At 54.2% G+C, this 13,444-nt stretch carries 11 protein-coding genes; 8 read left to right on the top strand and 3 right to left on the bottom strand.

The features are described 5' to 3' along the window. Positions 1–5: 5 nt before the first annotated feature. The gene (gene lpdA, locus QQJ87_RS08675; RefSeq protein ID WP_284281242.1) at positions 6–1,442 is read left to right on the top strand and encodes a dihydrolipoyl dehydrogenase; all 1,437 of its coding nucleotides are present in this window, start codon (positions 6–8) and stop codon (positions 1,440–1,442) included. Positions 1,443–1,528: 86 nt separating this feature from the next. Further along, positions 1,529–2,620, top strand: a complete 1,092-nt coding sequence (gene zapE / locus QQJ87_RS08670) for a cell division protein ZapE (protein WP_284281241.1) — start codon at positions 1,529–1,531, stop codon at positions 2,618–2,620. A gap of 462 nt (positions 2,621–3,082) precedes the next feature. On the opposite strand, the gene QQJ87_RS08665 is transcribed toward zapE, so the two are convergent. Both QQJ87_RS08665 and QQJ87_RS08660 read right to left on the bottom strand, forming a co-directional pair. After that, entirely contained in the window at positions 3,083–3,250 is a 168-nt protein-coding gene (locus QQJ87_RS08665) for a hypothetical protein (RefSeq protein WP_284281240.1), read from the bottom strand. A gap of 80 nt (positions 3,251–3,330) precedes the next feature. Then, positions 3,331–5,661: a Tex family protein gene (locus QQJ87_RS08660; protein WP_284281239.1), complete on the bottom strand. Its 2,331-nt coding sequence runs from the start codon at positions 5,659–5,661 to the stop codon at positions 3,331–3,333. A gap of 147 nt (positions 5,662–5,808) precedes the next feature. Between QQJ87_RS08660 and QQJ87_RS08655 the strand changes: the two genes are divergently transcribed. The 3 genes from QQJ87_RS08655 to yoaA all read left to right on the top strand — a co-directional run bounded on the left by QQJ87_RS08655 (position 5,809) and on the right by yoaA (position 8,409). Then, positions 5,809–6,102, top strand: coding sequence for a hypothetical protein (locus QQJ87_RS08655; protein WP_284281238.1), 294 nt, complete (start codon positions 5,809–5,811; stop codon positions 6,100–6,102). A gap of 102 nt (positions 6,103–6,204) precedes the next feature. After that, complete coding sequence (locus QQJ87_RS08650; RefSeq protein WP_284281236.1) at positions 6,205–6,414, top strand: YdcH family protein; 210 nt, start codon at positions 6,205–6,207, stop codon at positions 6,412–6,414. Positions 6,415–6,423: 9 nt separating this feature from the next. Further along, on the top strand, positions 6,424–8,409 hold the full coding sequence (gene yoaA / locus QQJ87_RS08645; RefSeq protein ID WP_284281235.1) for a DNA repair helicase YoaA: 1,986 nt from the start codon (positions 6,424–6,426) through the stop codon (positions 8,407–8,409). Here the strand turns inward: yoaA and QQJ87_RS08640 are convergent. Continuing rightward, positions 8,375–9,223 (bottom strand): outer membrane protein assembly factor BamD, encoded by an 849-nt coding sequence (locus tag QQJ87_RS08640; protein ID WP_284281234.1) that lies wholly within the window; start codon positions 9,221–9,223, stop codon positions 8,375–8,377. The two genes, yoaA and QQJ87_RS08640, sit on opposite strands and share 35 nt — an antisense overlap. A gap of 113 nt (positions 9,224–9,336) precedes the next feature. Here QQJ87_RS08640 and QQJ87_RS08635 point away from each other — a divergent pair, with 113 nt between their 5' ends. The 3 genes from QQJ87_RS08635 (at position 9,337) to QQJ87_RS08620 (ending at position 13,429) form a co-directional block, all read left to right on the top strand. Next, on the top strand, positions 9,337–10,527 hold the full coding sequence (locus QQJ87_RS08635) for an RluA family pseudouridine synthase (protein ID WP_284281233.1): 1,191 nt from the start codon (positions 9,337–9,339) through the stop codon (positions 10,525–10,527). Next, on the top strand, positions 10,497–11,282 hold the full coding sequence (gene pgeF, locus QQJ87_RS08630) for a peptidoglycan editing factor PgeF (protein WP_284281231.1): 786 nt from the start codon (positions 10,497–10,499) through the stop codon (positions 11,280–11,282). Before QQJ87_RS08635 ends, pgeF begins: the two co-directional genes overlap by 31 nt. A 332-nt stretch (positions 11,283–11,614) precedes the next feature. Then, positions 11,615–13,429, top strand: a complete 1,815-nt coding sequence (locus QQJ87_RS08620; protein ID WP_284281228.1) for a PHA/PHB synthase family protein — start codon at positions 11,615–11,617, stop codon at positions 13,427–13,429. The last annotated feature ends 15 nt before the right edge of the window (positions 13,430–13,444 follow it).

Raw genomic sequence — 13,444 nt, 5'->3', positions numbered from 1 at the left:
TTGACATGAGTGCAGATTACGATGTGTTGGTGATTGGTGCCGGCCCTGGGGGCTACATAGCGGCAATTCGGGCTGGTCAATTGGGTATGAAAGTGGCTTGCGTGGAAGGCAATCCCTATGATGATCCCAAGGGTGAACCACGTCTGGGCGGTACCTGCCTGAACGTGGGTTGCATCCCGTCCAAGGCCCTGCTGGCCTCATCTGAAGAATTCGAAAAAATCAGTCACCATGCCGAAGACCATGGCATTTCTGTGACTGGTGCGAAGATGGATGTGGCCAAAATGATCGCCCGCAAAGATTCTATCGTCGACAAGATGACCGGTGGCATCAAGTTCCTGTTCAAGAAGAACAAGGTGACTTTGGTGAATGGCTGGGCCAGCTTTGTGGGTAAAACCGACGCGGGTGTGCAGGTCAAGGTGACGGGTGCCAAGGGTGAAGAGGTGATCACTGCGAAAAACGTGATCATAGCCACTGGCTCCAAAGCGCGCCATTTGCCGGGTGTTCCTGTCGACAATGACATGATTTGCGACAATGAAGGTGCACTGAAATTTGGTGCTGTTCCCAAGAAGTTGGGTGTCATTGGTGCCGGTGTGATTGGGCTGGAGCTGGGTTCTGTCTGGCGTCGTTTGGGTTCAGACGTCACCGTACTCGAAGCCATGCCGCAGTTTCTGGCTGCAGCCGATGAAGGCGTTGCCAAGGAAATGCAAAAGATTTTCACCAAGCAAGGTCTGAAGTTCAACCTCGGTGTGAAAATTGAAGAGGTCAAAACCACCAAGAAGCAGGTAACCGTCAAGTACAAAGACGCGGATGGCAAAGACCAGCAAATGGTTTGTGACAAGCTGATCGTCTCTGTTGGGCGCATTCCAAACACGGATGGCCTGAACCTTGAAGCCATTGGCTTGAAAACCAATGAGCGTGGTCAGATCGATGTGGATGCGCACTGTCAGACCTTGACGGCAGGCGTCTATGCCATCGGCGACGTTATTCGTGGTGCCATGTTGGCTCACAAGGCCGAAGAAGAGGGCGTCATGGTGGCTGAAATATTGGCAGGTCAAGCAGGCCATTGCAACTACGACACCGTGCCCTGGGTGATTTATACGTCGCCCGAAGTGGCTTGGGTGGGTAAGACTGAACAGCAATTGAAAGCCGAAGGACGCCAGTACAAGGCGGGTCAGTTTCCGTTTATGGCCAACGGCCGTGCGCTGGGGCAGGGCGACTCACAGGGCTTTGTCAAAGTGTTGGCGGATGCCACCACCGATGAAGTTCTGGGTGTGCACATTATCAACTCGCATGCCTCTGATCTCATTGCTGAGGCGGTGATGGCCATGGAGTTCAAGGCGGCTTCTGAGGACATTGGGCGCATTTGCCATGCACATCCGAGTTTGTCCGAAGTGGTGAAAGAGGCTGCCCTGGCTTGCGACAAGCGTCAACTGAACATGTAATCGTGTTTGGTTGAAGCAACGACGGCTATCGGCTGGGAATCCAAAGGATTCTCAGCCGATTCTTTTGATGTATCGGCAAATTCATCGTGAACGTACAAGAATATTACGCACAAGCGTTAAAAGACCGCGGTTACACCGCCGACGCCGCTCAACAGGCAGCAGTCGATCGCATGCAGATTTTTTATGACGAATTTGTCGTGTATAAAAAAGCACGCAGCAGTGTCATTAAAAAGCTGATCAATCGGCCAGCAGTGCCCAAGGGGCTCTATTTGTGGGGTGGCGTGGGGCGCGGTAAAAGCTTTTTGATGGATTGCTTCTACAACAGCGTCAAGGTTAAACGAAAGGTGCGCCTGCATTTTCATGAGTTTATGCGTGGCGTACACGCCGAACTGGATGATCTGAAAGGCATCAAAGACCCCTTGGACGAGGTCGCGAACCGAATTGCCAAAAGATATAGGCTGATCTGCTTTGACGAGTTTCACGTGTCAGACATCGCCGATGCGATGATCCTGTACCGTCTGCTTGATCGCCTGTTCGCCAACGGTGTCACTTTTTTGATGACCTCGAATTACAAGCCGGACGATTTGTACCCGGATGGCCTGCATCGTGACCGCCTGCTGCCAGCCATTGAATTGTTGAACAGCAACCTCGATGTGATCAATGTGGATGTGGGCACTGATTATCGTCGTCGTACCCTGTCCAAATTACACACCTACCTGACCCCCTTGAATGACGAGACGGACCGTCTTGTGATTGGCGCTTTCAAGCAGCTGGCGGAAACTGAAGAGGAAGACCCAGTTCTGGAAATTGAGTCGCGAAAGATTCGTGCTGTCAAGCGAGCGGGTAGCGTCATCTGGTTTGATTTTCCGACGCTGTGTGGCGGGCCTCGTTCACAGAATGACTACCTTGAAATTGCAAGTCAATTCCAAACCGTTATTTTGTCCGGTGTGCCTAAAATGGGCGCAGGTATGGCTTCCGAGGCACGCCGATTTACGTGGCTCATCGATGTTTTTTACGATCACAAGCTTAAGCTGATCATGTCGGCTGAAGTTGAGCCGGAAGAACTCTATGTTGAAGGGGCCATGGCACACGAGTTTGTTCGCACGGTGAGTCGCATCGTGGAAATGCAGAGTCAGGAATATCTGGATTCGCCGAAGCGCAGTGCAGTGCGGCTTTAGACTGCTGTCCAAATTGCCCCAATCGCACTGCTTAGATTGCCCCAATCGCACTGCTTAGATTGCCCCAATCGCACTGCTTAGATTGCCCCAAGCGCACTGCTTAGATTACCCCAAGCGCACTGCCCGGTCTGTCTTTCCCTTGAATTGCCCATTCAACTTGTAATTGCCTCTGGCCTTGGAAGCCCGAGCGACAACTCGCCCCGGTAAAGCCGGGGCTCAGACAAGTCGCAGGTCGGGCATATTCCAAGGCTGCGAGTCAACATAGGTGGGGCAATTCTTGAATTGGGCTGCGACAGACCGGGCAGTGCGCTTGGAGCAGACCGAGGCGTCGGTCAAAGTTGGTGAACAGTGCAATGAGGGTCAAGCTGAGTTGGTCAGCAGGTCAGCAGGTCAGCAGGTCAGCAGATTGGTTTGAATCCCTCTACCAGTGTTCCGCGTGGTCAGGCTTTGCAGGTGGGTGTGTCACGCAGCGCGATTCAGGGTTGCCCGGCTGCTCGGAATCCGCAGCTTTGGAACATGCCCGACCTGCGACATGTCTGAGTGGCTTGCAAAGCCACGAGTTGTCGCTCGGGCTTCCAAAGCCAGGGTTCGGAACAGCGTCATTTCGGGCAAACCAAGCGCAAGTGACATGTACACCTGCAATAGCCAACCCTGCAAAAGCCGACCCAGCAAAAGCCGACCCAGCAACAGCCGACTCAGCAACCAAGGCCTTACTTCTGCCTCGCCTTTGCAAACGCCGCTGCAAACGCGTTGTTTGCAGGCGCCGAGTTGCGATCAGATCGAGGTGCTGAGCTCGGTCTGGCTTGATCTGCCGATCTGTGTTTTGGAGCTGATGCTGATGCCCGGGGCGCTTCGTCGCCGAGCCGCATGGTCAAGGCAATCCGCTTTCGTGGAATGTCCACTTCCAGCACTTTGACCTTGACCACATCCCCAGCCTTGACCACGCTGTGTGGATCTTTCACAAACGTATTGGCCAGTGCGGAAATATGCACCAAGCCGTCCTGATGAACACCAATGTCTACGAAAGCGCCAAAGTTGGCAACGTTGGTGACCACGCCTTCGAGCATCATGCCTGGCTTCAGGTCTTGAAGCGTGTGCACTTTGTCATCAAACTTGGCTGTTTTGAAACTGGGCCGTGGGTCGCGGCCTGGCTTTTCAATTTCGCCCAGAATGTCTTTGATGGTGGGTAAGCCAAATCGCTCATCGACGAACTCTTCGGGTTTCAAGCCTTTCAACACTTGGCTGTTGCCAATGAGTTTGTCGACAGGTTGCCCCACTTTCACTGCAATTTTTTCGACGATTCCATAGGCCTCAGGGTGAACGGCTGAGGCATCCAAGGGGTTGCTTGCACCATGAATTCGAAGAAAGCCAGCTGCTTGCTCAAAGGTTTTGTCGCCAAGGCGAGGCACCTTTTTCAGGTCGGCTCTGCTATTGAAACGGCCATTGCTGTTGCGGTAGGCGACCACAGATCGGGCCACTGTGCTGTTGAGTCCGGAGACTCTGGCAAGCAGTGCCTCTGATGCGGTGTTCAGTTCTACACCCACTGCGTTCACACAGTCCTCTACCACCGCGTCCAGGCGGCCCGACAACTGACGTTGATCCACGTCGTGCTGATATTGACCGACACCGATTGATTTCGGGTCGATTTTTACGAGCTCGGCCAGTGGGTCCTGAAGACGTCGAGCAATCGACACTGCGCCACGCAGGCTGACGTCGAGCTCTGGAAGCTCGCTGGAGGCCAGTGCAGAAGCAGAATACACGGAGGCACCTGCTTCAGACACCATGACTTTGGTGGCGTTCAGGTTTTTAAACTGCTGCAGCATGTCGGTCACCAATTGGTCGGTCTCGCGGCTGGCCGTGCCATTGCCGATTGCAATCAGTGCCACCTGGTGCTTGTTGCACAGTGCTGCCAGCACGGCGATGGATTCGTTCCATTGCTTTCGGGGCTCGTGTGGGTACACGGTGGTGGTTTCCAACACTTGGCCTGTGCTGTCTACCACGGCCACTTTTACACCCGTCCGAATGCCTGGGTCAAGGCCCATCGTGGCTTTCGCGCCGGCTGGTGCAGCCAGCAACAGGTCTTTCAAATTGCGCCCAAAAACAAGAATGGCTTCGTTTTGAGCCTGGTCGCGCAGGTGTGACAGCATTTCACTTTCCATGGAGCTGGCGAGCTTGACGCGCCAGGTCCAGCGACAAACATCCGCCAGGAAGTTTCCCCTCGGCGCGTCAGACAACTGGATGCGTGACAAGGAGGCCACAGTGGCTTCAAAAGGGTGGGGCGCCCGCGGATTTTCGAGTGACCAGAACTCGGGCAGATCAATTTTAAGTGTCAAATAACCCTGATCACGGCCACGGAGCATGGCCAGCATCCGATGTGATGCCACCTGAGACAAGGGTTCCTGATGGTTGAAATAATCTCGGAACTTGGCTCCTTCGTTTTCTTGACCCTCGACGACCTGAGATCGAACGGCACCGCGCTCTAGCAGGGTTTTTCGGATGTGGGCCAGTAACTCGGCGTTTTCTGAAAACTGTTCAGCGAGAATATCTCTGGCGCCTTCCAGGGCGGCCTTGATGTCAGCAACACCCAGATCTGCATTCAGGTATTTGGCGGCCTCCTGCTCTGGTTGGCATTCGGGGTTGTTCAAAATTTCATCAGCCAAGCCTTGCAATCCCGCTTCACGGGCGATCTGTGCTCTGGTGCGGCGCTTGGGTTTGTAGGGCAGGTAGAGGTCTTCCAGAAGCTGTTTGTTGTCAGCCTTTTCAATCGCAAGGCGAAGTTCATCGGTCAACTTGCCTTGTGAAAGAATGGACTCCAGAACGGTTGCCCGCCGGTCTTCCAGTTCACGCAGATAGTGCAAGCGATCCAGGAGGTCACGCAATACGGCATCGTCCAGTCCACCAGTGGCCTCTTTGCGGTACCGTGCGATGAACGGCACTGTGGCTCCGTCGTCGAGCAATTCCACCGCGGCCTGTATTTGTGCGGGTCTTGCGCCCAATTCTGTGGCCAACTGGGTGATAATTCGAGTTTGAACTTGTGTCATGGGTGGGTTTCAATGCGTTTGCAAAAGAGGCTGGAAATTTTGCCACACTACTGGGCTGTTTTTGGCGAACTACTTCCGTACAGGGCCAAGGTCTGCTGTGGAGTCCTTTCTCTTGTGGTCTTGTCGGCCTGTACCAGCCTACCACCCATGAAGTCCCGCAAGCCTGAAATGCCTCAGAATTACGAGCAGGCTCAAAGCTACATGGCGGGTCGTGAGCAGCAACTTGCAATTCTTGACTATGAATTGAATGAACAAACCCGTGCTTGCTACAAACGCTTTTTTGTGGCCAGTTGTCTGGACGATGTACGAGCCGAGAAGGCTGAGTTGCGCCGTGCTCACGCCGAAGCCGCAGACCGCGCCATGGATTTGATTCGCATGCACGATTATTCAGATCGTCAAAGGGATTCAAGGGGCAAGTCGGGTGCCGAGGTTCATCAATAATGCCGGGCCTGCAGCGCCCTGAGTGCATCACCCGGTGTCAAGACACGATAGAATCTTGAAATACATTCTAAAAAAGTGTCCATTAGACAACCTTGGGCTTATATGGTGACTACCCTAGACGCAGATGCCATTCGCAGGCGAATTGTCGAGCTTCAGGTCGAACATCGTGATCTGGACCAGATTATTGATTTGCTGATGGCACAACCCACATTTGATCAATTGCAGATTCGAAGGCTCAAAAAGCGAAAGCTGCAAATCAAAGACTCAATAACCCTTTTACAAATCCAGCTGGAGCCCGACATTCCAGCCTGAACACAACGCATGAACGATTTAAGCAGGCAAGTTGAACAGGCCCTATCACCAGACGGCTTGCTTGCCACAGCAATCCCCGGCTTTTCGCCCAGGCAGGCCCAGCTGGAGATGTCCCGCCGTGTTGCTGAGGCCATTGAGTCCACGCAAGCCTTGGTGGTTGAGGCGGGAACGGGCACTGGTAAAACCTATGCTTATCTAGTACCCGCGCTGCTGTCGGGAAAACGGGTGTTGGTTTCCACTGCGACCAAAACCCTTCAGGATCAGCTGTTTGCCAAAGACATTCCCATGGTTCGCAAGGCGTTGGGTGTGCCTGTTCAGGTTGCACTGCTGAAAGGCCGACAAAATTACATTTGTCATTTTCATCTTGAGCGGGCACTTCGTGAGGCGCGCCTGCCCACGCCCAGAGACGTCGAACATTTACACCGGGTGAAGCAATTTGCCATGGGCACCGACCGCGGCGACAAGGCGGATTGTTCAGGCGTTCCGGAAAATTCGCCAGTCTGGAGCTGGGTGACCTCCAACAAGGACAATTGCTTGGGGGGTGAATGTCCAAACGCGTCCGAGTGTTTTGTGAACAAGGCCAGGAGAGACGCGCTCGATGCCGAGGTGGTGGTGATTAATCATCATCTTTTTATGGCTGATCTGGCGCTGAAAGAGGAAGGTGTGGCGGAGTTGTTGCCAGCCTGTGATTTGGTGGTATTTGACGAAGCGCATCAGTTGCCCGAAATTGCGACCCACTTGTTGGGCCAGAGCATTTCGACCGCGCAATGCCAGGAGTTTTTGCGCGATGTCTTGATCGAAGGGCGTGCCTCCAGTGCCGATGCGGGTGATTGGGATGGGGTCATTCGCCCGCTTGAAACCCGTTTGAAGGACATTCGGCGTTTGGTGGGTGTTGAAATTGATGCAGCGCGCCTGACAAAAACACAATTCGCCGCCATTCCGGGGGTGCTTGCGGCCTGTGAGCAGTTCGAACTCGGAATGGAGCAGCTCATCGATTTCCTGGCGCCTTTGGCGCCGCGTTCAGAATCCTGGGTCAAACTTCAAAACAGGGCGGTCGAGCTGACCACGCGTTGGCAGGCCTGGTTTTTTGATTTGCTGGGTTCCCAGTCGGAAAAGGACACCCAATCAGTGCGCTGGGTGAATGTGACCGCGCACACCGTGCAGTTTTGCGATTCTCCGCTGGATGTGTCTGATGCGTTTGCCAAGCTGTATGCAGAGCAGCCCAAGGCATGGGTGTTCACCAGTGCAACCCTGAGCGTTAAAAATTCGCTTTCACACTTCACGCTGAGCATGGGGCTGGATGAATCGGTTGATCTGCTCCTGCCCAGCCCATTTGATTACGAAAATCAGGCCTTGCTCTGTGTACCAGAAAATCTGCCGTTTCCCAATGAATCGGGCTTCAGTGAAAAGCTGTGTGAAACCATCTGGCCTGTGCTGCGTGCAAGTGATGGTGGGGTGTTCTTCTTGTGTACCAGCCTGAGGGCAGTTCGCCTGGTCGGCGACTTTCTGCGCCAACGCATTGAAGAGCAAAGCCTCGGCTGGCAGATTCTTGTTCAGGGCGATGCATCCAGAGCTGAATTGCTTGAACAGTTTCGAGCTGCAGACAAACCTGTGTTGGTGGGGGCTGCCAGCTTCTGGGAGGGTGTCGACATTCGCGGCGACCAGTTGCGCCTGGTGATCATTGACAGGCTGCCTTTTGCACCCCCTGATGACCCGGTGTTTCAAGCCAAAAGCGATTGGGTGAAAAGCCGGGGTGGAAGTCCATTCCAGGATCTTTCTTTGCCCGATGCTGCCATCGCTCTAAAGCAGGGTGCGGGCAGGTTGATTCGTGATGAATCGGATCGTGGAGTGCTGTTGATTGGTGATCGCCGCTTGGTTGAAAAAGGCTACGGCAAAATGCTGTGGCGTAGTTTGCCACCCTTCAAAAGAACACGCGACCTTGCGGTCGCGGTGTCCTTTCTCAGTCCTTCCAGACTTGCCACCAGTGCGTCTTGATGTTTTGTTTCTCGGGCACTTCCATGTTCCAGTAAGGGCTGTTCGGGAAGTTTTTGTCGATCACGCGCTTGGTGTCTTGGGCAAGCTGGGCCATGTTCAGCTTTTGGTAGCAACGGTAGCTTAAAAACAGGGCCTCTTCGACCGAGGGCGTCTGTTCAAACCGCTTGATGACCTCTTGTGAGCGGTTCAAGGAGGCGAGATAGGCACCCCTGCGATAGTAATAACGCGCTGCGGCCAGTTCGTTTTGGGCCAGTGAGTTCACGAGATACTGTAGGCGCGCTTTGCTGTCCTCTGCGTATTTGCTGTTGGGAAAGCGTGTCACGACCTCTTTGAAGGCGTCGAATGCGGCACGTGTGCCCTTGGGGTCACGTTCGCTGAGATCTTCACCGGAAATGAGGGAGATGATGCCGCGGTTTTCATTGAAGTTGATCAAGCCACGCAAATAATAGATGTAGTCCAAATCGCGGTGGTTGGGGTAGAGCTTGATGAATCGATCTGTTGCGGCCAATGCCTGCACGTTGTCACCGCTTTTGTAATAGGCATAGGCAGTGTCCATCTGCGCCTGTTGGGCGTAACGGCCATACGGGTAGCGCGATTCCAGTTTTTCATAAAGTGAAATAGCCCTGTCGTAGTTGGCGCTGGCCATCTCGTCTTTGGCTTCTTCGTAAATGCGTGCTGGGCTCCAACTCTCGGTTTCATCGTAGGGCTTGGAGGTTCCACACGAGGCCAGCGCTAAAATCAGCACGGGTAGCATGAATAACTGCCATAATACGGGTGCCCATGTTTTGCGGGCTGCAAATGCTGTTTTGTTCATGTGTGTGCGAAACCTGCGTGTTTCAAAACGATCAATATTGGATGCCCATTATATCGGTCATCTGCGCTCGGCATCCATCTGACCCACTCAATTGAAAGATTCGATACAAGTTTATGAGTTCCCCTGAGAATGACAACGAATCGCTAACCGAAGCGATGACCACCAAAGTGCCTGTAGAAATGGCCGGGCAGCGACTCGACAAGGTCATGGCCGAACTGTTCCCGCAGTACTCCCGTTCCCGCTTGCAAACCTGGATGAAGCAGGATCGCCTGCTCCTGAACGGAGAAGCCTGTGGAAAGGGCAATCAAAAGGTGAAGGCCCATGATGAGTTGACGCTTAGCCCAGGTGTACTGGAGCACATGCAGGCTTTGGTGCCTGAGGACATGAATCTCAATGTGGTGGCGCAAACTGACGAGTACACGGTGGTGAACAAACAGGCGGGTTTGGTGGTGCATCCAGCCCCTGGCCACTGGACTGGTACGCTGATGAACGGTTTGTACCATCTGGACCCTGGTTTGATCGATGTGCCCAGGGCTGGAATTGTTCACCGTCTTGACCAGGACACCACCGGGTTGATGGTGGTTGCGCGCACCGAGAAAACACAGATCAAACTCGTTCAAATGTTGCAGGCCCGAATCGTCAAGCGTGTTTACCTTGCCTTGGTGTGGGGGCGGGTTACCCGGTCGTTTGTGGTGAACAAGCCCATCGGGCGAGATCCGAAAAGCCGCCTTCGCATGGCGGTTCTCGACTACGGAAAGCCGGCTGTGACCCATTTTCAACCGGTGGCCATGGGTGAGTTCATGGATGTACCGGTGACTTTGATGGTTTGCCGGCTTGAAACAGGCCGGACACACCAGATTCGCGTGCATGGCCAGCATGCAGGATTTGCCTTGGTGGGCGACCCCATTTACAAATTGAAGGGTGCAGGCAGTCATTCAGCAGCACGCATCCAACAAATTCAGTTGACGGATGGGTCCTTGTTCGAGCGGCAGGCACTGCACGCGGCACATCTGAGTTTTCCAGACCCTTCCCATTTTGAGGTTCGCGACGAAGATCTCAGCGTCGAGGATTGGGATTTGCAACTGGAAGGGCATGAATGGCCTGAGTTCCGGGCGCCCGTGCCTGAAGACATGCGCTTGCTCGGTGAAATGGCCGGTATTGATATGCACTCGGATGAGATCGCCGCTGCCATTGATGAGGCGGCTTTGGCGCACCGTGCTTCGGTGCTGGTGCGTTTCGAGACCGAAGAGGAAGAAGATCCGGAGGTGGAGGAGTGGCTGCTCCGATTTGTTGGCCAACGCTAGGACCAGAATTCAGTGGTGTTTTGGTGGGTGTGACCACGCGTGGTCAGGCCCCTGGTCGCGGCTTTAATCTGGCAACGCACGTGGGCGATGAATTGTCTGAGGTGCAAGGTCGGCGGGCTTTGCTTGAAGGTGAGGTGGGGGCACCCCTGGTCTGGTTGAATCAGGTTCACGGGGCCGATACCCTTCAGGTGTCAGCCCGCGCAGACACACACTTGTGCGCCCCTGCCGATGCCGACGCCAGTGTGACGCGCCGCACCGACATCGCCTTGGCTGTGATGACGGCGGATTGTCTGCCTGTGGTCATGGTGGCGCGTGATTCGCGGAACCAGGCCATCGCGGTGGGTGTTGCTCACGCGGGCTGGCGCGGACTTCATGGGGGTGTTCTCGAAAGCTGTTTGAACGCACTGATGGATGTTGCGCAGGTGAAATCTGAACAGTGTTACGCCTGGATGGGGCCAGCCATTGGACCTCAGTCCTATGAGGTTGGGGCTGAGGTGCGCAGTGCATTCGTGGACCAAGACCCCCAGGCAGCCACGGCGTTTCATCCTTCTCAAAGGCAAGGTCGCTGGATGGCCGACCTCTACACCCTTGCCAAGCAAAGATTACACAGTGTGGGTTTGGAAACGACGGTGGGTGGAGATTTTGACACCTTCACTGATCCACGTTGGTTTTCTCACCGACGCGCTCAGGTGCAATCTCTTCCGGCTGGGCGAATTGCAACTTTTGTTCGGCTTCTTCCTGTGCCTGGCGCTTAAGCCGACGGCTTTTGGTGCCCAACAAATACATCAGCACCGAGCAGGGCAAGAGCCCATAAAACAGAAACGTGGCTGCGCCCGCGGCAAAATTCGTTTCGGTGGCTGCCATCAGGGTGACGACGTACATCCAGCCGATGCCTACGATATACATGGGTGATGCGTTCAAAGTACTCGACGCGTTGATGGTGCAGTAAAGTGAACAGGCTGACAAGAGTAACCCAGGACAAGACATTTATTTGACAAGACAAAATGTTGCGATGCACAATAAGGGAATACACCATAAAAACCAGCCTGCGCACCCGTCATGAGGTGCATCCGCAAAGGAGAGGATTGTGAATAAGCAAATTCCGAGCTTCGAGGAAGTGTTCGGTCAACTGTTGCCTGTTGCCAAGCAAATGCAGACCCAGTTTCAGGAACAGGTTCAACAGCTCTTCTCCGGCGCCATTCCGAGCCTTCCTGTTTCCGAGCACACGCCCAATCTGTTGGGGTCTGTCGGGCCTTTCATGACCTCGGTCATGAGCGCATTCCAGCATTCTTTGGGCAAAGTTCCCTTGAACAGCTTGAGTCAGTTGCAATCCGAGTACGCCACTGAGTTTTCAGCTTTGTTGTCCTCCGCGTTTTCATCGATGCCCAATGTGGGCGAGGAAACTGGCAAGCATGTGTCGCTTGATGAATGGATCAGCGACGACAAACGGTTTGCATCCACAGACTGGCGGGATCACGGTATCTATGAGTTAACCGCTGCCCTGTACTCGTTGAATGCGAAGTACACCCGAAAAGTGGCCGAACTCATGCCTGCAGAGGGCCGCGAGAAGCGACAGATCGATTACGCCATTGAGCAGTTTGTCGACGCCATGAGCCCATCGAATTTTTTCGTTTCTAACCCTGAAGCACAAAAGAGATTGCTTGAAACCAAGGGTGAAAGCCTGACTTTGGCCATTCAAAACCTGTTGGGTGACCTTCAGAAGGGCCGAATTTCCCAAACCGATGAATCGGCTTTCGAAGTGGGCGTCAATGTGGCCCGTTCCGAGGGCGAGGTGGTGTTTGAAAACGCGCTGTTTCAGCTCATTCAATACAAGCCACTGACCGAGCAGGTCGGGCAGATACCCATGCTGTTTGTTCCGCCTTGCATCAACAAGTTTTACATTCTTGACCTGCAACCCGCCAATTCTTTGGTTCGTTACGTGGTTGAGCAGGGGCACACGCTGTTTTTGGTGTCCTGGAAAAATCCGACCCAAGAGGAGCAGGCGCTGACTTGGGACGATTACATCGAGCACGGTGTAATCAAAGCCATGGACGTCGTCAAGAAGATTCGCAAACAGCCCCGTTTAAACGTGTTGGGCTTTTGTGTGGGCGGTACTTTGCTGGCCACCGCCTTGTCGGTACTGGCCAACAGGGGAGACGACAGCGTCAACAGCGTGACATTCTTAACCACCTTGCTGGACTTTGAGGACACGGGCGCTTTGGGCGTGTTTGTGGATGAAGAACAGGTGCGCGCCCGCGAGGAAACCATCGGCAACGGCGGATTGATGTTGGGAAAGGACTTGGCGAGCGCATTTTCAAGTCTTCGGCCCACCGATTTGATCTGGAATTATGTGGTCAGCAATTACCTGAAAGGCGAGAAGCCAACCGCGTTTGATTTGCTGTACTGGAACAGCGACAGCACCAATTTGCCGGGCCCGATGTTCTGCTGGTACCTGAGAAACACCTACCTCGAAAACAATTTGTGCGAACCCGGCAAGGTCGAAGTGTGTGGCGAACCGGTCGACCTCGGCTTGATCGACATGCCGGTGTACGTGCTGGCCACCCGCGAAGATCACATCGTGCCTTGGCAAACTGCTTACCGCACTACTCAATACGTCAGTGGTGACGTGCGTTTTGTATTGGGCGCAAGCGGCCACATTGCCGGGGTGATCAACCCAGCCGCGAAAAACAAGCGCAGCTTCTGGCGCAATGACAACCTGCCTGACAGCGCACAGCAATGGCTGGTCGAGGCGACAGAGGTGCCCGGCAGTTGGTGGAATGACTGGGCTGCCTGGCTGGAAGACAAGAAGGGCAAACTGGTGAAGGCACCGGCCAAGGCTGGCAACCCGACCTACAAGCCCGTGGAGCAAGCCCCCGGGCGTTACGTGAAAGCGCGTATCTGATTAACCTGTACACGG

Origin of the sequence: Limnobacter litoralis, from assembly GCF_030160455.1 — a bacterium.
Taxonomy (GTDB): Bacteria; Pseudomonadota; Gammaproteobacteria; order Burkholderiales; family Burkholderiaceae_B; genus Limnobacter; species Limnobacter litoralis.
This window is presented reverse-complemented; position numbering and strand designations above follow the sequence as displayed.

Bases quoted from the DNA above. Each gene is read 5' to 3' on its own strand.
- QQJ87_RS08655 (WP_284281238.1), top strand. From the start codon at position 5,809: ATGAAGTCCCGCAAGCCTGAAATGCCTCAGAATTACGAGCAGGCTCAA.
- QQJ87_RS08640 (WP_284281234.1), bottom strand. From the start codon at position 9,223: ATGAACAAAACAGCATTTGCAGCCCGCAAAACATGGGCACCCGTATTA.
- yoaA (WP_284281235.1), top strand. From the start codon at position 6,424: ATGAACGATTTAAGCAGGCAAGTTGAACAGGCCCTATCACCAGACGGC.
- QQJ87_RS08665 (WP_284281240.1), bottom strand. From the start codon at position 3,250: ATGTCACTTGCGCTTGGTTTGCCCGAAATGACGCTGTTCCGAACCCTG.
- QQJ87_RS08660 (WP_284281239.1), bottom strand. From the start codon at position 5,661: ATGACACAAGTTCAAACTCGAATTATCACCCAGTTGGCCACAGAATTG.
- QQJ87_RS08650 (WP_284281236.1), top strand. From the start codon at position 6,205: ATGGTGACTACCCTAGACGCAGATGCCATTCGCAGGCGAATTGTCGAG.
- lpdA (WP_284281242.1), top strand. From the start codon at position 6: ATGAGTGCAGATTACGATGTGTTGGTGATTGGTGCCGGCCCTGGGGGC.
- QQJ87_RS08635 (WP_284281233.1), top strand. From the start codon at position 9,337: ATGAGTTCCCCTGAGAATGACAACGAATCGCTAACCGAAGCGATGACC.